General features: G+C 62.5%; 21 protein-coding genes. 10 read left to right on the forward strand and 11 right to left on the reverse strand.

Going from position 1 to position 21242, the window contains the following annotated elements; translation table 11 throughout:
* Positions 1-15: 15 nt before the first annotated feature.
* Positions 16-942, reverse strand: a complete 927-nt coding sequence (locus tag AC27VE_RS05785; RefSeq protein WP_488703286.1) for an alpha/beta hydrolase — start codon at positions 940-942, stop codon at positions 16-18.
* Between the two features lie 261 nt (positions 943-1203).
* Between AC27VE_RS05785 and AC27VE_RS05790 the strand changes: the two genes are divergently transcribed.
* The 3 genes from AC27VE_RS05790 (at position 1204) to AC27VE_RS05800 (ending at position 2981) form a co-directional block, all read left to right on the forward strand.
* Entirely contained in the window at positions 1204-1587 is a 384-nt protein-coding gene (locus AC27VE_RS05790) for a c-type cytochrome (RefSeq protein ID WP_488703287.1), read from the forward strand.
* 58 nt (positions 1588-1645) lie between these two features.
* Entirely contained in the window at positions 1646-1948 is a 303-nt protein-coding gene (locus AC27VE_RS05795) for an ArsR/SmtB family transcription factor (RefSeq protein ID WP_088588148.1), read from the forward strand.
* A 61-nt stretch (positions 1949-2009) separates the two neighbouring features.
* Complete coding sequence (locus AC27VE_RS05800) at positions 2010-2981, forward strand: zinc-dependent alcohol dehydrogenase family protein (RefSeq protein WP_088588147.1); 972 nt, start codon at positions 2010-2012, stop codon at positions 2979-2981.
* Positions 2982-2993: 12 nt separating this feature from the next.
* On the opposite strand, the gene AC27VE_RS05805 is transcribed toward AC27VE_RS05800, so the two are convergent.
* Entirely contained in the window at positions 2994-3494 is a 501-nt protein-coding gene (locus tag AC27VE_RS05805) for a hypothetical protein (RefSeq protein WP_088588146.1), read from the reverse strand.
* Between the two features lie 172 nt (positions 3495-3666).
* Positions 3667-4626, reverse strand: coding sequence for an AraC family transcriptional regulator (locus AC27VE_RS05810; protein ID WP_488703288.1), 960 nt, complete (start codon positions 4624-4626; stop codon positions 3667-3669).
* Positions 4627-4800: 174 nt separating this feature from the next.
* Between AC27VE_RS05810 and AC27VE_RS05815 the strand changes: the two genes are divergently transcribed.
* Positions 4801-6180 (forward strand): NAD-dependent succinate-semialdehyde dehydrogenase, encoded by a 1380-nt coding sequence (locus AC27VE_RS05815; protein ID WP_488703289.1) that lies wholly within the window; start codon positions 4801-4803, stop codon positions 6178-6180.
* A 45-nt stretch (positions 6181-6225) separates the two neighbouring features.
* On the opposite strand, the gene AC27VE_RS05820 is transcribed toward AC27VE_RS05815, so the two are convergent.
* Positions 6226-6585, reverse strand: coding sequence for an AraC family ligand binding domain-containing protein (locus AC27VE_RS05820; protein ID WP_006223156.1), 360 nt, complete (start codon positions 6583-6585; stop codon positions 6226-6228).
* Between the two features lie 43 nt (positions 6586-6628).
* Positions 6629-7198, reverse strand: a complete 570-nt coding sequence (locus tag AC27VE_RS05825) for a GNAT family N-acetyltransferase (protein WP_488703290.1) — start codon at positions 7196-7198, stop codon at positions 6629-6631.
* Between the two features lie 223 nt (positions 7199-7421).
* Here AC27VE_RS05825 and AC27VE_RS05830 point away from each other — a divergent pair, with 223 nt between their 5' ends.
* The gene (locus AC27VE_RS05830) at positions 7422-8177 is read left to right on the forward strand and encodes a sulfite exporter TauE/SafE family protein (RefSeq protein ID WP_280027698.1); all 756 of its coding nucleotides are present in this window, start codon (positions 7422-7424) and stop codon (positions 8175-8177) included.
* An 11-nt stretch (positions 8178-8188) separates the two neighbouring features.
* On the opposite strand, the gene AC27VE_RS05835 is transcribed toward AC27VE_RS05830, so the two are convergent.
* Both AC27VE_RS05835 and AC27VE_RS05840 read right to left on the reverse strand, forming a co-directional pair.
* Positions 8189-9739 carry an FAD-dependent monooxygenase gene (locus AC27VE_RS05835; protein ID WP_488703291.1) on the reverse strand — a complete coding sequence of 517 codons (1551 nt, stop codon included), beginning with the start codon at positions 9737-9739 and terminating at the stop codon, positions 8189-8191.
* A gap of 220 nt (positions 9740-9959) precedes the next feature.
* Positions 9960-10862 (reverse strand): LysR family transcriptional regulator, encoded by a 903-nt coding sequence (locus AC27VE_RS05840; RefSeq protein ID WP_488703292.1) that lies wholly within the window; start codon positions 10860-10862, stop codon positions 9960-9962.
* Positions 10863-10960: 98 nt separating this feature from the next.
* Here AC27VE_RS05840 and AC27VE_RS05845 point away from each other — a divergent pair, with 98 nt between their 5' ends.
* Positions 10961-11389, forward strand: a complete 429-nt coding sequence (locus AC27VE_RS05845; RefSeq protein ID WP_488703293.1) for a nuclear transport factor 2 family protein — start codon at positions 10961-10963, stop codon at positions 11387-11389.
* Complete coding sequence (locus AC27VE_RS05850; protein ID WP_488703294.1) at positions 11389-12327, forward strand: NADP-dependent oxidoreductase; 939 nt, start codon at positions 11389-11391, stop codon at positions 12325-12327. Before AC27VE_RS05845 ends, AC27VE_RS05850 begins: the two co-directional genes overlap by 1 nt.
* A 96-nt stretch (positions 12328-12423) precedes the next feature.
* Here the strand turns inward: AC27VE_RS05850 and AC27VE_RS05855 are convergent, their stop codons facing one another.
* Complete coding sequence (locus AC27VE_RS05855) at positions 12424-13116, reverse strand: hypothetical protein (RefSeq protein WP_488703295.1); 693 nt, start codon at positions 13114-13116, stop codon at positions 12424-12426.
* 309 nt (positions 13117-13425) lie between these two features.
* The gene (gene mqo, locus AC27VE_RS05860; RefSeq protein WP_488703296.1) at positions 13426-15138 is read right to left on the reverse strand and encodes a malate dehydrogenase (quinone); all 1713 of its coding nucleotides are present in this window, start codon (positions 15136-15138) and stop codon (positions 13426-13428) included.
* Positions 15139-15435: 297 nt separating this feature from the next.
* Here mqo and AC27VE_RS05865 point away from each other — a divergent pair, with 297 nt between their 5' ends.
* Positions 15436-15606, forward strand: coding sequence for a hypothetical protein (locus AC27VE_RS05865; protein ID WP_488703297.1), 171 nt, complete (start codon positions 15436-15438; stop codon positions 15604-15606).
* Positions 15607-15742: 136 nt separating this feature from the next.
* Here AC27VE_RS05865 and AC27VE_RS05870 read toward each other — a convergent pair whose 3' ends face one another.
* Positions 15743-17206: an MFS transporter gene (locus tag AC27VE_RS05870; RefSeq protein ID WP_488703298.1), complete on the reverse strand. Its 1464-nt coding sequence runs from the start codon at positions 17204-17206 to the stop codon at positions 15743-15745.
* 646 nt (positions 17207-17852) lie between these two features.
* Between AC27VE_RS05870 and AC27VE_RS05875 the strand changes: the two genes are divergently transcribed.
* Together AC27VE_RS05875 and cyoE are read left to right on the forward strand one after the other, a co-directional pair.
* Positions 17853-19079 carry an MFS transporter gene (locus AC27VE_RS05875; RefSeq protein ID WP_488703299.1) on the forward strand — a complete coding sequence of 409 codons (1227 nt, stop codon included), beginning with the start codon at positions 17853-17855 and terminating at the stop codon, positions 19077-19079.
* A 337-nt stretch (positions 19080-19416) separates the two neighbouring features.
* Positions 19417-20271 (forward strand): heme o synthase, encoded by an 855-nt coding sequence (gene cyoE / locus AC27VE_RS05880; protein WP_488703300.1) that lies wholly within the window; start codon positions 19417-19419, stop codon positions 20269-20271.
* Between the two features lie 5 nt (positions 20272-20276).
* Here the strand turns inward: cyoE and AC27VE_RS05885 are convergent, their stop codons facing one another.
* Positions 20277-21224, reverse strand: a complete 948-nt coding sequence (locus AC27VE_RS05885; protein WP_488703301.1) for a LysR family transcriptional regulator — start codon at positions 21222-21224, stop codon at positions 20277-20279.
* Between the last annotated feature and the right edge of the window lie 18 nt (positions 21225-21242).

A 21242-nucleotide genomic window follows, 5' to 3' on the forward strand; every position in this document is an offset into this window, starting at 1 on the left:
CATCTTTGTAGCGGGTCAGCGGATAGGCAACAGATATTTCAGGCCCTGCGTGAATCCACGCGGGGCGACGCTGAGATGGTCTTCGTCGTTCAGGACCGCTGATTTCAGTTTCAAGCCCGGGTACTTGCGGCCCTGCAAGGCCGTTTCCAGCGCCCGGTTGTCGGCGACCATGTCCACCGTCTGGTTGTAGCGCCGATCCCCTTTGCGCAGGGCCTCAAAGGCGCCGACATACAGATAGACATTTGCCGCGAGGTCCTGATTCCGCTTGGCGTATTGCGCTTCGAGCGTGAAGGCATACCGCTTGTCATACCAGAGAGACGGGCTGCCCAGGATATAGCCGCTGAACAGGCTGGGCTCGGTGAAAAGGATCTGCGTCCCAAGCAGGGCGCCGTAGGAGTGCCCCAGAAAGATTGCGCGGGCAGTGTCGGCCCGATAGCGAGCCGCGATGAATGGTTTGACCTGATCGCGCAGATACGCTTGATAGGCGCGCGATTGTCCATGGACGGCGTTGGCGGGGGCGGAGCTTGGGCCATTGGGCGTCGGCGTGTAGTCACGTTGGCGGCTCGGCCCGCCATCTTCCCCCTTGCCATAAGACAAGCCGACCAGGATGAATTCCTCTATCTTGGGCCCTTCGACGTTCAGGCGGCGTCCCAATTGCCGGATGATCGGAAAAGCGTAATCGGCGTCGGTCACATACAGCACCGGGTAGCGCCGCTGCGGCTGCTTTGCATAGGACGGCGGCAAGGCAACGAAGACCTGGTAGCCGCGCCCCGATACCGGGTCGGGCACGTCCCAGACCTCGCTGTCCGCGATTTCGTATGGGCGCCCCTCGCCGGCTTGTACCTTTGGTGTCGATGGGGGCTGGGCGTGCGTCGGAGGACTAAAAACACCGACGCTGGCAATGAGGGCAAAGAACAGGGCACTTGAAAAATGTCGTTGCATGCGGAGTCTGCTCGCCGGCAGCAGGCAGTTTGTGCTGGCCGGGGGTGTCATGTTGATAGGGGAGCCATCGCGAAGTCAGCGCATAGAAGGGCAATAGGCGGGGTATGCCTATTTTGTTCGTGTACGCTGCTGCCGTCTGCGATAATGCGGCCCGCGCGGCGGCCGACAATGAGCCACGGCCCGCCGGCCGTGCCAGGCACTCCGGAATGTACACCCCGGAGTTTGCTCTTGATAGTGCTCAGGTTTATACAACAAGGCCAAATGAAAGTACGCGCATTCTGCATTGCTTCGCTAGGGGCTGTGCTGCTGACTCAAGCATCAGTGTCCTTCGCGCAAAATGTCAATGGAAAGAATCTCTTTACCCAGAGATGCGCCATGTGCCATGGCGCGGATATCAAGGGGACCGGGCCTTTGGCCAAGAAAAGCAATCCTCCCACCCCTGATCTGACTACCGCCGCTTTCAAGAAACGACTCCATGATTATCCGGGCGTCATCGTTTCGTCGGTAATTCTTCGGCCCAATGGAGACCTGATTCCCCGCACCTTGCGGGAGAACGGCGTGAAGCTGGCGTCGCACTCCTGGACGGTGCAGGATTTCCGCGATCTGAATCAGTACATGAGTGGCGTGATTGCAAAAAGCCGATGAGTTGCGCCTGCTTTGACTATCATATTGACATATCGGGAAATACCGATACAATCCGGTTATGGATTTGCTCGAAATATTCAAAGCGCTCTCGAACCGCACCCGCCTGGACATCGTGAAAGGGCTGAAGGATCCGGCCAAGAACTTTCCTCCGCAGGATGAAGGTGACGTGCATACGGTCGGCGTCTGCGTCAGCAGTATTCAAGAAGGCGTTGGGCTGTCGCAATCCACCGTGTCTGATTATCTTGCGACGCTGCAACGTGCTGGCCTGGTCGAAGCCAGGCGCATCGGGCAGTGGACCTATTACAAGCGAAACGAAGCAACCATCCGTGCTCTGGCCCAGGTGATCGGGAAAGAGCTGTAATTTTTTACTCCATGATATCGATAATTCCCGATATCCCTTTTTACCGAAACGAAGGATTGCAATGAAAGCGATAACACTCAACTCTTTTGGCGGCCCGGACGCTTTCGAACTTCGCGACCTGCCCACGCCCGTGCCGCACACGGGGCAGGTCCTGGTTCGAGTACAGGCGACCTCGATCAATCCCCTGGATTACCAGGTTCGGCGTGGCGACTATCCCGACCTGGTGCCGTTGCCGGCCATCACCGGCCACGACGTATCAGGCGTTGTCGAAGCCGTCGGGCCAGGTGTGACGGCGTTCTCGCCCGGGGACGAAGTCTGGTACACCCCGCAAATATTTGACGGGCCGGGAAGTTATGCCGAATACCACGTTGCCGCGGAAAGCATCGTCGGAAAGAAGCCGGCGTCGCTAAGCCATCTTGAGGCGGCAAGCCTGACCTTGGTGGGCGGGACGGCATGGGAAGCGCTGACCGTGCGTGCGGGGCTCAGGGTGGGCGAGAGCATTCTGGTGCACGGCGGAGCAGGGGGCGTGGGGCACGTGGCGATCCAGCTGGCAAAAGCGATCGGTGCGCGGGTGTTCACGACCGTGCGTGAAACAAGCTTCGAGTTCGCCCGGCGTATGGGCGCCGATGTGGTGATCGACTATGAAAAGGAAGACTACGTCGACGCCATCATGCGGGAAACGGGCGGGCGCGGCGTCGATGTCGTGTTCGACACCATTGGCGGCAACACGTTGTCGCGCAGCCCCGACGCGCTTGCGCAACTTGGCCGCGTGGTGACGATCGTGGATATTGCACAGCCCCAAAACCTGGTTCAGGCCTGGGGCAAGAACGCGAGCTACCACTTCGTGTTCACCAGACAGCACCGCGGCAAGCTTGACGAGCTGAGCGCCTTGGTCACGCGCGGTCAGCTGCGGCCACACGTAGGCGCTGTTTATTCGCTTGCCGATATTCCGCTGGCGCATGCCCGGCTTGAAAGCCCCAACCACGGCGTTCAAGGAAAAATCGCGATTGCGGTGGGGCCGCTGGCGCAATGACCGCGGGCGGGGTCAGCCGTGCTTGGGAAAGCCGTTGCTGACCCACTCTGATGCGCGTTGCACGTTCAGCTTGTACGTCGGCGCAACGTTGACCTGGGCCAGTTGTTCGCCCAGTTCGTCGTAGGCGCTCAGGACGGCGTAGGGTTCATCTTCGTCGGGAACGATGTCCAGCTTGACGGTCAGGCGGCCGGCGGCGGCATCGATCTTCACGCTCTTGTGCAGCGTCGCATGCAATTGCTGTTCGTGACGGCGCAGGACTTCGTTGGCCGTCTTGACCAGGGTGAAGAAGGCGGGGGAGTCGAGCGGTTTGGGGTTCTTCTTGTCGCGGCCCATGGTCCACGGGCCTACCAGGGCCGGCTCGGCCTGGCCGTCCAGGGTCATCTCAACGGCCCAGCCGTCGTCGTCCTCGTTCTTGATGATCCGGGCGGTCCAGCCGTCATCACGCCAAAGCCGGGGTTCTTGTTCCTTGCGGTCTTCCGATGTATCAGTATCCGTTGTGCGGGTGTCGTTCACTGCTGTACTTCTCCTGGATTCGTGTGCGCGCGGCGCTGCGGCTGACCTCGACTGTTGCGATGGCCCATCAGGCCGATGCAATCATTCAGCGGGCAGGGCGCTGCTTGGGAGCGCGAAATGTCGCTCGACCCTTCGCACTGTAGCCTATCGCGCCCTGGATTCCCTTGCCCCTTCAATGGGACGAGACGTAAGCCGACGCGGCAAAGGCCGGCGGCACGGCAAAATCCGCCCGCATCCGGTTCACCTCTTCGACCGGGCTGCGTCCGAACAGGCGCTTGAACTCCCGGCTGAACTGCGACGGGCTTTCATAGCCGACTGCGGCGCTGGCGGCGGCCGCCGTGATGGAATTGCGCACCATCAGCAGCCGCGCGTGGTGCAGGCGCGTGGATTTCAGGTACTGCATCGGCGAGGTGCTGGTCACCGCCTTGAAATGCACGTGGAACGCCGGCACGCTCATGCCCGCCTCCCGCGCCAGTTGGTCTACGGTCAGGTCGTCCTTGAAAGCGGCGTGGATCCTGCGCAATGCCCGGACGACTTTGCCGAACTGGCCCTGCATGGCTAGTGCCGCCCGCATGGCCGGCCCCTGCGCACCGGTCAGGATGCGGAAGTAGATTTCGCGCACAAGCGCCGGCCCCAGGACCTGCGCCTCCATGGGGTCGCCCAGCGCTTGCAGCAGACGCAGCACGGAATCCGTCAGCGGCGGATCCATGGGGCTGGACATCATGCCTTTCGGCTCGGCCGCCACAAAACCGCCCAACTGGTCGATCTGCAACATCAGGTCGGCCGCCAGCTTGAAGTCCAGATGCATGTAGAGGGCCAGCAAGGGCTCGGCTTCGCTGGCGTCCGTCTCCATCGTGAAGGGCACCGGCACCGAGACGACCAGGCATTGATGCGCGTCGTACAAGTAGGTCTGCCCACCGAAAAAGCCTCGCTTCTTGCCCTGGCACACGATCACGATGCCGGGGTCGTACAGCACGGGAACGGACTTCAGCGGGCGGTTGGAACGCAGTAGCCGCACGTCTTCCAGGACCGTCAGGTTGTAGCCCTCGGTGGGCGCCAGCACGTCTAGCAGACGGGCCATCCGCTGGCGCACGGGGGCCAGCAAGTCGTCGGGTTGGGGGTTGCCGGGCATGGTTCGGGACAGGATCGGGTGGTGGGTTAACAGCTTGCCATGGAAGTGCCAAAAATATCCAGCTCAATAGTTTTAGGCAATAAACAAAGACCGTGGGCCATAGAACGATCGTGTGGGAAATCCTAGCATTACATCCGTGCCTCAGGCATTCCTCAACCCGACAGGAACACCATCATGATCAACGTATTCAATCCCGCCGACGGCTCGATCGTCGGCGAAGCGCCCGAACTGGGCGCATCCGACATCCAGGCCGCCATCGATCGAACCTGCAGCGCCTTCCCGCAGTGGTCCCGCAAACTCGCCAAGGAGCGCGGTGACCTGCTGCGCCGCTGGTTTGAACTGATTCGCGCGGACAAGCGCGTGTTCGCCGAGATCATGGTCAAGGAAAACGGCAAATGCCTGTCCGAAGCCTTGGGCGAAATCGATTACGGACTGGGTTTCATCGAGTGGTATGCCGAAGAAGCCAAGCGCGTTTATGGCGACACCATTCCGTCGCACGCCGCCGGCGCCGAAATCCTGGTGTTCAAGGAGCCTGCCGGCCCCACCGCAGCCATCACGCCGTGGAACTTCCCGTTCATGATGATCGCCCGCAAGATCGCCACCGCGTTGGCGGCGGGGTGCACCATGATCATCAAGCCGTCCGAACTGACCCCCTTGACCGCGTACAAGATGCTTGAGTACGCCCGCAAGGCCGGCATCCCGGAAGGCGTGTTCGAGATGGTGACCGGCAATCCGAAAGAGATCGGGGAACTGTTTACCGGCGACTCGCGCATCCGCAAGATCTCGTTCACCGGCTCCACGGCTGTCGGCAAAATGCTGGCTGCCGCCTGCGGCAACGATCTGAAGAAGATGACGCTGGAACTGGGCGGCAATGCGCCATTCATCGTCTTCGACGACGCCAGCATCGACGATGCGGCCACAAGCCTGGTTGCCGCGAAGCTGCGCAATTCGGGCCAAGTGTGCATTTCGCCCAACCGCATCTACGTGCAGGATGCGATCCACGACCGCTTTGTGGCGGCGGTAGCCGAGAAAGTCGCCCGGATCCGGGTGGACCAAGGCATGCAGGAAGCGTTCGTAGTGGGGCCGCTGATCAACCAGGCGGGCATCGACAAGGTGGCCGAATTGGTCGATGACGCCAAACGCGCCGGCGCGCAGGTGGTGCTGGGAGGTAAACCCCATGCGAAGGGCGGGCTGTTCTACGAGCCCACGGTACTGGCCGGCCTGACCGACGACATGCGCATGGCGCACACCGAGATCTTCGGGCCGGTGTTTGCGGTGTATCGGTTCCACACCGAAGACGAGGTCGTCACGCGCGCGAACCATTCCGAATATGGATTGGTGGCGTACGTCTTCACGCGTGATCTGGCGCGGTCCTTCCGGTTATCCAGGAACATCGAGGCCGGGATGGTGATCCTGAACTCCGGCTCCGTCGGCACCGCATCGATTCCGTTTGGCGGCATCAAGCACTCAGGCTACGGCCGCGAGGGCAGCTATTACGGGATCGAAGAATACGTCGAGGTCAAATATGTGCTGATGGCGGGCTTGGACAAGTAGGGCAAGCCTGCTTCCCGCCGTGCGCCAAGGCACGGCGTGGCGGCCCTATTCGTCTCGGGGACGCCATTTGCCGGGAAGCGGGTGTATCAAGGTCAGGAGCACAATGGCCGGAACGTCGGCGTACAGGCTGTGGGGCTCATCTCCGGGAAGGGTCACCAGTTGGCCTTCTGTCAGCGTGCATCGGCCCTCTGAGGCATCGATGTCGACCCGTCCCTGAAGGCACTGGAGGGTCACCACACCCTGGACTTGATGCGAGGGCATCCGGTGCCCTGCGGGCAGCACGAGCCGGATGATCTGCAATTCTGCCGTGCGCAGCAGACTGACGCTGACCGGCGGGGCGGGCTCCAGGCTGGGACGATGAAACAGGTCGATGACTTCCAGCGGATTCGCGTGCTTCAGTGCCATACGGGACTCCAGTGGCGTGACCGACCTTGCGGCCCAGGGATATTCAAGTGCTCTGATGCGGCGACGGGCGGGGAACGGCTGTTCCTTGGCCCGTCCGAACCGCCGCGTACATCCAGTAGTCGCGCGCCTGGCCGCGCACCTTGCGGTACTGGCGCAGAATTCCTTCGCGCTGCATGCCGATGCGCTCCAGGACGGCAATGGAGGATGCGTTGCTGTCCAGGACGGTGGCCTGGACGCGTTGCAGGCCCAGGGCATCGTGCGCCCAATTCATGACGGCAAGCGCAGCGTGCGTCGCCAAGCCACGGCCTTGGTGAAGCGGGTCAAGGTCATAGGCTAGTTCAGCGCGTCCATGTGCGCGAGCTATTTCGTTCAAACCCACCGTGCCCAACAGGCGGCCGCTTGTGTCCACGATGGCCCAGCGGAGCGCGTCGCGGTTTTCGGCGTAGCTGCCGATGAGGGCTGCGATGGCGGCCGGACTGATATCGCCCCAGCTTGTGTGTTCTATGACGCCGGGGCGGTTCAGATATGCCGACCACGCCACCGCGTCATGGAGCTGAAGCGGGCGCAGGGAGGCCGCGAGGGCGCTGGGCAATGCGATCGGGGCTGCTGTCATGGTGTGTCTTGTGGCTCGCGGATGGGGCGGAGTTTTCAGGTGCTTGCGGTGAACGTTATCACCCCGCGTCCGGGTTTTGGCGGCGGGGGCCCGGGCGCACCATAAGCAAACCCTTATTCGGCCATCAAGAAAGGGAATTTTTCTCTTATGGGTATGAACCACAATGCATACCGTCCGCCCCAAACCCTGGGCGGGGCAAAAAATAGAACATAAGAGGATGACGATGGAATCGGTGTATCTGGTGGTGGCGCTGGGCGCGGTGGTCGCGGGTTTCGTGCAGGGTTTGTCTGGTTTTGCCTTCGGGTTAGTGGCGATGTCGTTCTGGGCCTGGGCGCTGGAGCCGCGTTTGGCGGCCACGCTGGCGGTGTTCGGTGCGCTGGTGGGGCAAGTGCTGGCGGCCATCACGGTTCGACGCGGGTTCGATTTCAAGCAGCTGCTGCCGTTCGTGCTGGGCGGACTGGCCGGCATTCCGATCGGCGTGGCGGTGTTGCCGACGCTGGACATGGATTGGTTCAAGGCGCTGCTGGGCGCCTTGCTGATCGTCTGGTGCCCGGCCATGCTGCTGGCCAAGAACATGCCGAAGATCACGGCTGGCGGTCGTCTGGCTGACGGAACCGCGGGCTTCGCTGGCGGCGTGCTGGGCGGCATCGGTGGCTTTTCCGGCACATTGCCCACGCTCTGGTGCACGCTGCGCGGCTTCGAAAAGGACAAGCAACGCGCCATCATCCAGAACTTCAACCTGTCGATGTTGGCGGTGACGATGGGCACGTACCTGGCAACAGGCATCGTAACGCGCGACATGCTGCCGATGTTCGCCATCGTGGCGCCGGCCATGCTGGTGCCCACGCTGCTGGGCGCCAAGCTGTACATCGGCATCAGCGAGGCGCGCTTCCGGCAGATCGTGTTGGGTTTGCTGACCGCGTCCGGGCTGGCCTTGCTGGCGTCTTCCGTTCCGCGCTTGCTGGAACGCGTGGCATAAGGCCGAGCTTCCTACGCGCCGCCGAACCAACGCGATAGCGCTTGCGCTGCCCCGGTTTCGTCCGGGTGGGAATCGGTGGCCCACGCGACGATGCCGTCAGGCCGCACCAACACTGCCCGCAAACCCAGCCGTTCACGAGCGTCACCCGCGACATAATTGACTTGCTGCCGCCAGCCGCGGCACAGCGCATCCCAAGACGCATCCGCCGCGGCGGCAGGCGCGAAGTCCAGGAAGAGGCCTTTGCCCTGGCGCAGCAGGGTGCCCGCTCTTGTGCCGTCGGCCAGTTCGAAATCGGGCATGCTGCGGCCGACCAGCGGATGGCTGCTGCCCAAGTCGTAGCGCTGGGATACGCCCCAGACACGTTCGGCGAAATACGTCGCGCCGTCGCGGGTGCCGACCAGGTCCCGGACGATGGCTTCGAGGGCACGCGTGCTTGGGGTAGGGCGCATCAGCGCGACTTGCGCGCGCGACCAGTCCAGAATGCGTGCGCCCACCGGGTGCCGTTCCGTGTGATAGGTATCCAGCAAGCCGGCAGGCGCGTCGCCGCGGATCGTGGACGCCAGTTTCCAACCCAGGTTCATCGCGTCGCCCAGTCCAAGATTGAGCCCCTGGCCGCCCAAAGGGGAGTGGATGTGGGCGGCGTCGCCGGCCAGCAGCACCCGCCCTTTGCGATACGCGGCCGCTTGATAGGCCCGGTCCGTCCAGGTGGCAGCCAGCCGCAGCGCGGTAAGCGTGGCGTCCGTTCCCGTGACGCGGCGCAGCACTGCCTGCACGTGCGCCAAGGTGATGGGCTGGGCGCGATGGCAGGCGCCGCCATCGAAGTCGACCATGGCAAGGGTGCCGGGCGGCGCAAAGGTGTACATGCCGTTAGGCGTGTAGTGGCGGCCGGCACGCAGCGCGCTCGGGTCGTCCAGTTCTACCTCTGCGGAATAGCCCGTGAATTCGGGGTCGGTGCCGGTGAATGCGATGCCGCCTGCCTTGCGCACGGCGCTGCGCCCGCCATCGCAGCCCACGAGCCAGCGGCCGCGAAAGATTTCCGGGCCTGACTGAACCGTCACGTGGTCATCCGCGGCAAGGAAGCCGTCGACATGGACGCTCCGCCGAATTTCGGCGCCCAGGGTGCCGGCGCGCTGCGCCAGGACGGATTCAAGCGTCTCTATGTCGACGGCCATGCCCGTGCCGGCCGGGCTGGGCAGGTGGTACGGCCACGTCGACGTGTCGATGTCGTCGTGAAAGAACTGGATGCCCGCGAAATGGCCGGCCGGTTGGCGTGGCTGGCGGGTCCAATGGGCGGCGGCCGCAATCTTGCTGGCGCCCTGATTCGCGTGTTGCGCCGCGGTCAGTGGGTCCAGCAAGCCGCGGCGGTGCAGGGCTTCAAGGGTGGGCACCGACAGGCCGCGCAGGCCGAACGGCAGTCGTTTCAAGGCGGAGTGGGGATCGTGGGCCTGTTCCAGCACCAGGACCGACAGGTCCGACAGGCGTAGTTCGCAAGCAAGCAGCAGGCCAACGGGGCCGGCGCCGACGATGATGACGTCATGGATGGGGGAGGGAAGATCGTGCATGAAAGACTCCTGTGTCGAGGTTCGACCGGAGCGTTTCTCAAGCAGACACCCGCGCCGACGAACGACTGGACGCTGGGATAGCGCCCGATGTTCGTCGTGGGGATCTCATGCACGAGGCCAAAGACCAGAGCTTTCGTTACCGAAAGGACTTGGGCTTACCAGACCAAGTCTGCCTTTTCCGACACGGCTTTATAGCACCGCGGCGACAGGGCCGCAACGCTCACGGCGTGCCGTGCGCACCTTTGAGCCGGTTAAGGAACCATTGGCCGGCGGGGCCTGGCGGCGTGTCCCTGCGGTAGACGGCAAACATCGCGATGGGCGGCGTGTGGGGCTGGAAGTGCTCGATCCGCAACGTGACGAGGCGGCCGGCATCCAGGTCGTCCTGCACCATGTCGGCCGGCATGTGGCCCCATCCGAAGCCGGCACGTAGGAAGGCATGCTTGGCGCCCAGGTCGGCCAGCCGCCAGATCTGGGGCGAGAACACGCCGAACGTCGCGCCTTCCGTTAGCGTCGTGCGGTCGGTCAGCACCAACTGCACGTGCTGCTTCAATTCAGGCGCCCGGATGATCCCATTGCTTAACGCCAGCGCATGCGTTGGCGCGGCCACGGTAACCATCCGCACGTCCAGCAGCTTTTCCGCGTCCAGGCCATCGGGCACCGAGGGCATCGAGCCGCTGATACCCAGGCGACAGGTCTGCCCGATGACCGGCTGCATGACGGCGCCAAGCGCCTCGACGTACAGCCGCAGCGGGGTGTGGGGAAATTGCTTGCGGAAGGCATCGACCGCATCGGTCAGCGACGCCATCGGGTACATGACATCCACCACGACCGAGAGCTCGGGTTCCAGCCCATCCGCGATTGCCCGCGCAGACGACTTGAAGCCATCCATGCCGCTGACCACCTGGCGGGCCTGCACGAGTAGCGCGATACCTTCCTCGGTCAGGCGGGGGTAGCGGCCGCTGCGGTCGAACAGTTGCACGCCGATCTGGTTTTCCAGGTTGGCCAGCGTATGGCTGACGACGGATTGAGCTCGCCGCAGCTTGCGCCCGGCTGCCGAGAAGCTGCCTTCGTCCGCCGCAGCGATGAACGTGCGCAGTTGGTCCAGCGAAATGGCGTCCAGCATGTATCTATCCGGTCGATGGATTGAATCTAGAAATATAGGCTATTCAGATAGGTGTCAAGCCCCTAACCTTCGTGCATCCCCACATCGAAGGACATTCCATGCAAACCGCAACAACGCTCTTGCAGCAGCACCTGAAGCTACTGGTCGACGACAACGGGCAGTGGCAAAGCCTGATTGCCGATGAAATCGTTTGGGACCTGCCCTATGGGCCGAGCCTGGGGCATCCGCTGACACTTGAAGGACGGGCGGCGGTGCTTCGGCACGCGAACTGGTTTATCGGCGCGGTCAAGGATTTCCGGTTTTTCGATGCGGAAATCATCGCCACGACGGACGCGAACCACGCCGTAGCGCGGGTGCTGGGGGAAGGGCAGGCCGTGTCGACCGGGCGGACCTACCGGCAGGAATATGTCGTGTTCCTGACCGCGCGTGACGGGCGAATCGTCCACCTGCGCGAATACTTCAATCCGGTCCAAGCTGCGCGGGCGTTCGACGCGCCGATTGCCGGCGTTGCGACGGGGAGCCTCTGATGAAAGCCATACGTGTTGCTGCCTACGGCAGCCCCGACGCCATGATCCTGGCTGAGCTTGACGATCCCGTTCCTGGCGACGACGAGGTCTTGGTTGATGTGGCAGCCACGTCGGTCAACCCGATCGACTGGAAGATTGTCAGTGGCGCAATGCAGGCGTTCATTCCGCTGCCGCTGCCGTTTACGCCTGGGGTAGACGCTGCGGGCACCATCATCGCCGTGGGGCGCAATGTCACCGGCTTTTCGCCGGGGGACGAGGTCATGGGGTTCATCGGCATTGTCGGCGCCTATGCGAGCCGGATCGTTGTCGACCCACAACGCCTGGCGCGCAAGCCCGAGGGCCTGACGCTCATGCAGGCCGCGGCGATTCCCGCCGCCACGCTCACCGCTTGGCAGGCCTTGCACGAGCACGGCGAATTGCGGGCGGGCCAAACGGTCTTGATCCACGCGGCGGCGGGCGGCGTGGGCAGTGCCGCGGTGCAACTCGCCAAGCTTGCCGGCGCGCGGGTGATTGGCACGGCTTCCACGGCCAATCATGACTATGTTCGGGATCTGGGCGCGACAGACGTGATTGACTATCGCGCGGGCGACTTTGCACGACAGGTTTCCGGCGTCGATCTGGTGCTTGACCTGGTGGGCGGCGACACGCAATCGCGGTCCTGGCCGGTGCTCAAGCCCGGCGGCATTCTAGTGTCAACGGTCAGCAAGCCGGACCCGGCGCGCGCGCAAGCGATGCGTGTGGCGGGCAGGCACTTCGCCACGCGCTCAGACGGGCAGCAACTTGCCACGCTGAGTGCCGCATTCGCGGCCAGAGATTTGCGCATCCGCATCGATTCGGTGTTTCCGCTGGCAGACGCAAGCCAGGCGATGGAAAGGAATAGGGGCGGCCACACGCAAGGGAAGGTGGTCCTGGATGTTTCCGCTGAATTGAGTGCTTGATTTTCCAGGCATCAAATTATCAGAAACCTTGCCGCCTGGCCGGAGGCATTTCCACGGGCCACTCGGGGGCGGCTCCGGTATTCTCCGGCCTGTTATTTACTTGCCTTGCACGTCGTCACCGATCTTCCTGGCCGTCAGCGTTACGGTGAAAAACTCGTTCACCTTATCGGCCGGAACGGCATCCAACTGGCTCCTTCCATAATCAGAATGTTGCCCGTTCTCGAATCGAGGGTAATACCCTTTCCAGAAATAGCGCGCCTCTGTACCGCCCGCGAGCACTTTTTTCGCAGGCAGCCCGGCTACGAATCGCGTATCGGCGATGTCCGCTCGCGCTCGCAAAGCGACGCGGGCCTCTGTCAATGCCCAATGGCATACCCCGCGCCCGTAATAGTCCTCATCGAGCAACATGTCGGCATACACGGTGCCCACGTACTCGGTGGCGGATATACGGGAAAGTCGGAACGGTTCGTGGCTGGACAATGTCGGCACGTGGCCGGACAGGGCGTTGGATTTTCCACAGCGGGCACCGTTGCTGGCGTCGAACTGCACAGTGCCTTCTACTACCGTAAACGGCGATTTGCCGTCGGCTGGGCTTGAGAGATCGGACGCATTAGCAAGGGTGAGCCGTATCTCATAGGCCTGCGTCGGAGCGGGGTTCAGCTTGCGCAGCGGTGCTTTGGCCGAGCTATCGGCGTAATTAGACCCGCACCCGGCGGCGGCCAGAAGGACCAGCGTCGGCAATGCCCAACGTAAGGCCGGCGACGAGAGATATCTAAGGGCGCGCGACAATGTCGATGTTTCCTATGTTAGCTATTGGAAATTTACTCAACGACGGGCGAGCGATTCGTCCAGAATCGTTGCGCCGCGGGGGGGATTATCGCATCGCCGCAAGGGCAGGCGGGTAGCTCTCAAAGCCTGAGTCTAAGTTCGATTGTAGAAGTCCGTGCGATTGACGCCGCCAGGAAAAAATGATGTCAGACTAAAATTCCGCTTCTGAAGTTGTAGTCTGACACCTTTATTGCCTGCAAAGAAATCGGGGGGAAGCCGGCGCATGCCGGCTTCCCCCCGAGGCTTTTCGTGATGGCGGTGCCCGTTGGCTTACAGGGCCTGCATCTCGGTGTTGGCGTTGCGGGCCGGTTGCGCTGCGGCCGGGTTGGGCGCATCGGGTGGGTTCACCGCCGGCACGCCCGTATTGGCCGCGGCGTTGTCCGTCACCGGCACTTCCACGTACGGCAGGTGCAGCGTCTGGCTGGTCATGGCGCGAATCTGGTTGGTCAGCGCGGGGCTGTCATTGAGCTTCTGGCCATACGACGGGATGATCTCCTTCAGGCGCGCCTTCCAGCCGGCTTCCATCTGCTGCGGGAAGGCTTTGGCCAACAGGTTCAGCATGATGGGGGGCGAGGTCGATGCGCCGGGCGAAGCTCCCAGCAGCGCGGCGATGGTGTTGTCCTTGTCGGTCACCACTTCGGTGCCGAACTGCAGGATCGGGCCCTTTTCCGGATCGCGCTTGATGACCTGCACGCGTTCGCCGGCCGTCACCAGGCGCCAGTCTTCACGCTTGGCTTGCGGGAAATACTTCAGCAGCTGGGCGTGGCGGTCTTCGTCGGTCAGGCGGGCCTGGTTGACCAGGTACTTCACCAGGTCCAGGTTTTCCAGCCCGACGTCGACCATGCTGGTGACGTTGTTGTGGTTCACCGACGAGAACAGGTCGAACGCCGAGCCTTCCTTCAGGAACTTGGTCGTGGCCAGCGCGAACGGTCCGAACAGCACCACCGGCTTGCCGTCGAGCTTGCGCGCGTCCAGGTGGGGCACCGACATCGGCGGGGAATCCGTGTCGGCCATGCCGTAAGCCTTGACGTCGTGGCGTCCGGCGATGGACGACGCGTCAAAGGCCAGGAACTGGCCACCCACCGGGAAGCCCGCGTAGTTCTTCGATTCGGGAATGCCCGACATCTGCAGCACCTTCAGCGATGCACCGCCGGCGCCGATGAAGACAAAGCGCGCCTTGGTGGTGCGTTCCTGGTTGGTCTTCAGGTCCTTGACGGTGACGTTCCAGGTCTTGTCGTCGTTCTGGCGCAGGGCGGTGACTTCATGCTGCAGCTGCAGCTTGAAGTTGGGGTTGCGCTGCAGGCCCTGGGTGAGCTGATTGGTGATGACGCCGAAGTTCACGTCGGTGCCCAGCGGCATGTAGGTAGCGGCAACCTTCTGATTGGGGTCGCGGCCTTCCATCAACAGCGGCGCCCATTGCTTGATCTGGGCGGTGTCGGTGGAATATTGCATGCCGTAGAACAGCGGGCTCTTGACCAGCGCGTCGCGGCGCTTGCGCAGGTATTCGATGCGGTCATCGCCCCACACGAAACTCATGTGGCCCGTAGGATTGATGAAGTCTGAGGGCTGGCCCAGGCGGCCGGCCTTGACCTGATGCGCCCAGAACTGGCGCGAGATCTCGAACTGCTCGGCAATGTTGATGGCGCGTTTGATGTCGACCGAGCCATCGGGCATTTCGGGGGTGTAGTTCAGTTCGGCAAAGCCCGAGTGGCCGGTACCCGCATTGTTCCAGCCATTGGAGCTTTCCAGTGCCACGCCGTCCAGACGTTCGAAGAGCTCGACGTGCCAGTCCGGCTGCAATTCCTGCAGATAGGTGGCCAGCGTCACGCTCATGATGCCGCCGCCGACGAGCACGGCGTCGACCGGCTTATCGTTCTCGGCTGCCGGGACTGACCGCTGGTGCAGCGGCCAATAAAGAAACAGCGCCGCCGCAATGACCAGCAATGCAGCCAGGCTGCCCACGATTTTGAGGAACTTTCTCATGGGTTAGAGACCTTTTGGTTCAAAGGATTATTTTTTTCTTATGGGGACTTACAGGTAGACAGGGGTGGGCACCTCCGTGGCGGTCAAGCACGCGAAAGGCCGCCCGGGCGTCTGGGAACATGCGCCGGGATCAGGCAATCGGGCAAAAGTGGATCAAATGCCGACCGGGTCGGCGTGGGGTGTCGCTGCAGCTTGGAATAAGGGCAGGCTGGCCAAAGACTAGACGATTCTCGTTCCGTATAGGGGAATACCCCGATAAAGCGTGGTGGTTTCCCGGGGGCGCGATTGTATACAAGCTTGCGATCGACCACGTTTGCCGCCGCGCTGGGCGGTGGGGCGCAGGCAACCGACCGCGCCACCGCCATTTTCACGGCGATTGTGGGCGCGGTCAGCCTGGCCCGGGCGGTGGGCGACGAGGCCACCGCGGCCCGCATACTGGTCGACGTCCGCGCGCTGGTGCTGCGCTGACGCCGGGCCGGGTTCAGTCGATGCATGCGCCCGAGATTTTCACGGCGTGCGCCCACTTGGTGACTTCGTGGTAGCCCGGTATTCGTGCGAAGCGATCCGTCCTTGCCACGGCGCAAGCCGCGACAAGGACAATTCCCTAAGCCTCCTTCTCTTCTTCAGGCGCATTTAACGCGCTCCCCGCGTCGTGTTTCAAGCCGAGCAGATCCAGCATGCCCAGCAGGGACACCAGCGCCACGAACAGGAACGCCAATCGATAAGCGGCCCCCGGGGCCTCCCGCAGGCCAAGCAGCGGCACGGCCCAGTCGCCCAGGCGAATGGCAATGGCTCCCAGCGCAATGCCCATACCCAGCGCCAACTGCGACATGGTCGAGAACAGCGAACTGGCGGCGCTGAGGTCTTCCTTGGGCATATCGGCAAACGCCAAGGTATTCAAAGCAGTGAACTGCATCGACCGCGACAGGCCGCCGATAAAAAGAATGATCGCAGTGGGCACAAAACCCATTTCCGGTCCGATGCACGCGCATGCGGCCAGGGCCAGGCTGTTGAATACGCCGTTGCACAACAGAATCCGACGAAAGCCAAACCGCTTCATCACCGGCGTGGTGAACAGCTTCATCGTCAGGTTGCCCGCGAACACCACCAGCACCAGTTGCCCAGCACGGAACGCATCCATGCCATACCCCACTTGAAACATCAGAGGCAGCATGAACGGCACCGCGCCGACCGACATGCGGAACAACGATCCGCCCCAGATATTGACGGCATAGGTGTGCTTTTTGATGGGAGCCAGTGACAGCATAGGATGGGGATGGCAATTCAGGTGCCTGATCCCCTTGTAGAGAAAGGCTAGCCCCATGGCCAGGCAAGGGTAGATCTGCCCCCATGGCAGAACGGGCCGGCCGAATAGTTCCAGGGCCCACAGCAGGCTGGTCAGCCCGCCGCCTATCCAGAAGAACCCCGTCCAGTCGAAAGGGCGCCGTTCATTACCGTCTTCGGCGGGGATCAAGACCCATGCCGCCGTCAACGCCGCGATGCCGATCGGAATATTGAGATAAAAGATCCACTGCCACGACGCGTATTCCGTGATGAAGCCCCCCAACGGAGGGCCCAGCACCGGTGCAAACAGACCCGGCCAGATCAGCATGGACATCACGCGCATCAAGTCGCTCTTGGGTGTGTTCTTGAGTAGCACCAGGCGCCCCACGGGCACCATCATCGCCCCTCCGATCCCTTGCAGGACCCGCAGCGTCACAAAGCCCCAAAGGTTGCTGACCAGTGCGCAAGCCAGAGAAGCAAGGGTGAATAGGATCAATGCAGAAGAAAAAACGCGGCGACTGCCGAACCGATCGGCCATCCAACCGCTGATGGGAATGAACACGCCCAGTGTCAACAGATAGGCGCTGACGCCCAGGCTGAGGTCCGTGGGATTGACGCCAAAATCTCGTGCCATCGCCGGCACGGCGGTCGTGATCACCGTGCCGTCCAGGTTTTCCATGAAGAACGCCGTGGCGACCAATAGAGCGGTGCAGGTATTTCGCCGTTTGTCCGCGTCAGCGGCCAAAGGCGCAGCAGGGGCTGCGGGGGCAGAATCGTGAGCCATGAATAACGGTTCCGAGAAGGAAACGCCCACGCCGAGAGGCTTGGCCCACGCGAGCACGCAGCCGCACCGGTCCGCGGCGAAGGCGGTCCCAGGTGCGTTGGTTGACGTGAACGCTTACGGTGCAACGGGCGCTTTTCCCGTGCACTGGAGCTCACATTAGCACGGGTGCATGGACGCTGCCCAGACCTTCCCATCACACCGCATTTCAACGCATTTCAGCGCAGTGCGGGCGACACGTCGCTCTTGGATGCCTCTGGCACGAATAGCTCTTGAGTGCGCTTCACACACCATACGGACCCAGATCTCCTGCGACCGTTCCTGGCCGGGAGCTGTCCTTGACGACAGACCGCACCCGACCCAAAGCGGAAGTTCAAAGCGAAAGCTTGACGGCGGCTTCGCACAAGTTGTGGTTCTTCGATTTGCTGAACTTCAAGCCTGATAGCGACGCTTCAACGACACAGTGCAGTGACTCCGACTTAGAGGCGCTGGACATATGACGCTGTTTCGCACGGCAGTTTTTAAGGGAATTACGTCATTTGCGCTGGTGTGTGCTTCGGTAAAGTCGGGCCTGTCGAACCCGTCAACCCCACCAGGCCGCGCTTGCCGAACCGGCCCCCCGATTCCGTTCATTCCCACCGATCGCGCTATGCCCCTATCAGCCTCCCACACTAAGGGCCGTCGCAACGCCCGTATCTTGGCTATCTGCCAGGGCCTATTCGTCGCCGCCATTTCCATCGACTTGACGCTGACGGCATTGACCGGCCATATGCTCGCGCCCAACAGAACGTTGTCGACGCTGCCATTTGCATTGATAACGGTAGCGGGCGCTGTGGTCACCTGGTTCGCTTCGATGCTGATGCAGCGCATCGGCCGGCGAAATTGCTTCGCGCTGGGCGCCCTGGCCGGCGCGGCGGGCGGTGGCCTATCGGTTTGGGCCGTGTTCCACGCCGATTTCTGGGTGTTCTGTGTCGGCACCGCACTGGTCGGCGTGTTCCAGGCCTTTGCCCAGTACTACCGCCTAGCGGCGGCCGACGCCGTCGAACCCGCAGCCAAAAGCCGCGCGATCTCGGTGGTAATGGCCGGCGGTGTCATCGCCGCGGTTGTCGGCCCCGCGCTGGCCACCTGGAGCCGTGATCTGTTCGCACCAGTGACCTTCGCCGGCGCCTATCTAATGGTGACCTTGCTGGCACTGCTGTCCGCCGCACTGCTCTGGGGCGGCTATCGCGACGCCGAAGCGCCGACTATGGGCGGCCTGGCCCAGGCCGGTCTGCCGGCGCGACCGCTGCGCGAGGTAGCGCGCCAGCCCGTGTTCGTGGCCGCCCTCGCCAACAACGTAGTCGGATCGGTCTCGATGATGTTCATCATGACTGCCGCGCCGCTGGCCGCGGTGGCGTGCAGCCACAGCATTGGTGACGGCGCCAACATCATGCAATGGCACCTGGTCGGCATGTACGCGCCGGCTTTCTTTGCCGGCGCGCTGATCCAGCGCCTCGGCCTGCCGCGGGTGCTGGGCGCCGGCATGCTACTGAACGTCGCCTGCTCGCTGATCGCGATGGCCTCGGCGTCGTTGCCCGCGTTCTATGCGGCGCTGTGCTGCCTGGGCGTGGGATGGAATTTCATGTTCGTCGGCGGAACCACGCTGCTGGCGCAGTCCTACCGTCCCTCGGAACGCGCCCGCGCGCAAGGCGCGGCCGAGATACTGCGTTATGCCGCTACCGCGCTGGCCACGCTGGCGGCCGGACCGGCGCTGGACGCCTTCGGGTGGGAAGCGCTGAACGCGGCCATGTTGCCGGTGGTGCTGGCTGCCGGTCTGATGACATGGTGGTGGGCTCGTGGGCCGGCCCGGGGGGCTGCTGTGGCCGGGCCGGGCTAAGCCTGTCTCGGAGCGATGATGCCGAACAGCGAGGTAGCAACAAAATCGTCCCAAGACGGCCTTCGTCATCGGTCATTCGTGGCGTCGGTATCTGCGGGATCTTTGTCCGGCATTTCACTTTCGTGCCCTCTCGTCCAGAAGGTATAAAGCTTCAGTTGCAACGAAGCGTTCCGTAATTCAGGGACCCCTCCGCCACATTCGACCGTATCGCAGTGACTTCCGGTTGATCCGACAGGCCCAGGCTTTGGCCCACCGATCGCGTGATCACGGTTCTTCCTGTCATCCAAGCCTGTTCCGCTGTTCCTTGTCTGCGGTCAGTCCGACCCGACAAAATTTTATGCATCGCACCTATTTCGAATTGGTCAAGCCAGGCATCGTGGCCGGTAACCTGGTATCTCTCCTCGGCGGCTACCTGCTTGCATCGCGAGGCGTCGTGGATGCTATTCATATTGCACTCGTGATGTCTGGAGTCGCGCTCGTAATCGGATCCGGATGCGCCGCCAACAACGTGATTGACCGTGACATCGACCGGCTCATGGAACGCACCTATACGCGCCCGATGGCCGCCGGCAGCATTTCGATAAGGTCGGCTCTGACCTTTGCCTGTATTCTGGGTCTCGTCGGGTTCTGGCTTTTGTATGTCGCGACGCGTCGAATTGAGCCGCTGGTCCTGATGCTCATCGGATACATTGTCTATGTAGGCCTGTACTCGCTTTTCCTGAAACGCAGATCGGTCCACGCCACGTTGGTCGGCAGCATATCGGGCGCGATCCCGCCTGTCGTGGGCTATTGTTCGGTACGCGGAGCCATCGACACGGCCGCTGTCGCGCTCTTCGTGATCTTCGGAATATGGCAAATGCCTCATTCGTACGCCATCGCCATGTTTAGATGGAAGGACTATGAAGCCGCGTGTATCCCCATACTGCCCCTGGTGAAGGGGCGGCATCAAGCGAAGAAGCGCATCGTTTTGTACATTGCCGCATTTCTTGTGGCCGCGCTTTCCCTGGCGGCGCTTGGTTACGTGGGATATCTCTACATCTCTATAGTTCTATTAAGCGGACTGTACTGGCTGAAAACTGCCATGGACGGGTTTACGGCCGGCGACGATGTGCGCTGGGCGCGGCGGGTGTTCGCGGCTTCCATCGCTGCAGTCGTGCTGATCAGCGTGGCAATGGCTATAGATGCCATTTGAAGACATCAGCAATCCTGCAGATAAGGATGAATGAAATCCAGGAACGCCTTGACTCGCGCCGGCACCTTCCGGCTAGGGAGCAAGGCGACGAGCGGCACAGGCAGCAAAGACCATTGCCGCAGAACCTGGGAAATCTTGTCGTCGCCGCCGGCCTTTGCGGCCTCGAACTTCATGAGGGGCCCAATGCCGATTCCTGCGCGGACCAATGATCGGATCATGCTGGAATCGTTAGCCGCGACTTTGCCCGATACCCGCACCCGATCCACTCGTGCCCCGGAGCGCAACACCCATTCGAACTCGCCCCTGCGCGCGCCGGCAAGGCATTGGTGCCTGGCCAAGTCGGCCGGTGACCGGGGCGCGCGATGCCTATCAAGATAGTCAACGGATGCGTAAAGGCGCGGCGTCATCGCGCTGATTACGTGGGCAATCAGGCTGGAGCTCGGTTGATGGCCGAAGCGCAACGCGATGTCGCAGGTGCTGCTGATCGGGTCGACGTGCTGATTGCCCAACTCGAAATGACAATGGATATCGGGATACCGGCGGTGGAAGGCGTCGATCACTTTAGGTACGAGTGCCTGTGCCAGGGAGGCGGGTAGCGACACGCTCAGTTGCCCGCTGGCGCAGGCGATGCTTGTATGCAGCTGCTCGTGCGCAACACGAGCTTCATCGATGAGGTCCCGGCAACGCTCGAAGTAGAGCGCGCCGGCCTCGGTCAGGCCGATTTTCCGAGTGCTGCGCCTGAGCAACTGCACTCCCAGATCGCGTTCCAATCCGCTCACTCGCCGGGAGAGCGTCGACGGAGGAACTCCCAGCGCCGCCGCGGACAGGCTGAAATTGCCCCGCCTCGCGACCTCAATAAACATGGCAATGTCGTTCAGCTGTATGTTCGCGCGGAGCGCGTTGGATGACGAGCGGGCCGAGCCAAGAATCGCCGTCGGGATATCTGCCTTCATGCGCCACGCCCTCCATCC

The sequence above is a fragment of the Achromobacter sp. 18P8.1.1 genome (assembly GCF_057799415.1).